General features: G+C 48.7%; 1 protein-coding gene and 1 pseudogene. Both read left to right on the top strand.

Annotation, left to right across the window (positions count from 1 at the left end; genetic code table 11):
* The first annotated feature begins 205 nt into the window (after nt 1-205).
* On the top strand, nt 206-706 hold the full coding sequence (locus AAC083_RS10265; RefSeq protein WP_108536526.1) for a hypothetical protein: 501 nt from the start codon (nt 206-208) through the stop codon (nt 704-706).
* Nucleotides 703-1114: pseudogene (locus tag AAC083_RS10260) on the top strand (hypothetical protein); the annotation flags it as partial. The gene AAC083_RS10265 and the pseudogene AAC083_RS10260, both read left to right, overlap by 4 nt.

Below are 1114 nucleotides of genomic sequence, written 5' to 3'. Positions count from 1 at the left end.
CCGATAACAAAGTGATGGTTCGTTGGGTTCATAGTTGTCATCTTGATATGAAAGACGTTATCGACCCTTATCGCACGAGGAAAGGAAGATGAACGATCGGGATGATGTGAGGTGCCGTATAGCGCGTGAAAATAACCTCCACCAAGCGGGTCTCGGCTCCTGTTCACTTTCTGTTTATGCCGCTAACTAAAAATAAGAGGTTTGTATGACCCGATTTATTTCCACCATGGTCACGGCTGCGTGGAACTTGATGCCCCGCTGGGGACGCTGGCTGAGTGCCATTGTGCTGGTGCTCTGGTTGGGATGGAGCTTCCTGTTTCAAGAGCGACATGGCGGGGCCTCTATCGATGTGGGTTCTGTGATGGATCGTCCCGTCAGTTATGTCTATGTCAACGGCAAGATGGGCAGCAATGCTTTTGCGTTTGACGGCCTTAACGCAGGGGGGGGCAGTGCTGGCCCCTACCGGATAGATGGTGATTCGGTGAAGATCGACTGGGAACTCGATATGACTGAGGAGCAAGAAAAAGCTGGATACAAATTTGAAAAGCACTCTCTTATTCTCCCGATGCCGAAGCGAGAAAAAGGAAAGAATGATTTTTGTGTGTTGTTTTTACCCGATAACAAACCGCTAGTTCGTTGGGCCAACAGTTGTGTTGTTGAGATGGATAGTATTGTGAGTACCTACCGTACGAGGAAAGGACGATGATCGACCAGAGTGATTTGGCGTGCCGTATAGCGCGTGAAGATAGTCTCCATCAGGCGGGAATCGGTACCTGTTCTTTGGCATTGCAGATAGGTCTTTTCTTTGATATCAACCAACGAAATATTTACGCAGATGAAGATGACCAGCGGTTGACCAATATTGGTCGGTTATTTCGAGCGCATCCACGGGAAATGAATGCTGCTCTCACCTCTTCATACCTTTACGACAAAGTCTACATTCCCGGTTTAGGTACAGAGCTTGATGATAGCCCCGCTGAACGACTTGACAGCATTCTGGATGCACGACAGCAGGCATTGACTGGAGACTATATTGATGAGTTGGTCGGTCAAGGGCGTTGTTGCCCAAATCGATGCAGCTTGAATGGAACTAACGGAGGACTGGGTGATCTGA

The organism is Aeromonas sp. HMWF014 (assembly GCF_963878295.1).
GTDB classification, from domain to species: Bacteria; Pseudomonadota; Gammaproteobacteria; order Enterobacterales; family Aeromonadaceae; genus Aeromonas; species Aeromonas popoffii.
This window is presented reverse-complemented; position numbering and strand designations above follow the sequence as displayed.

Coding starts and splice junctions, on each gene's coding strand:
- AAC083_RS10265 (WP_108536526.1), top strand. CDS start 206: ATGACCCGATTTATTTCCACCATGGTCACGGCTGCGTGGAACTTGATG.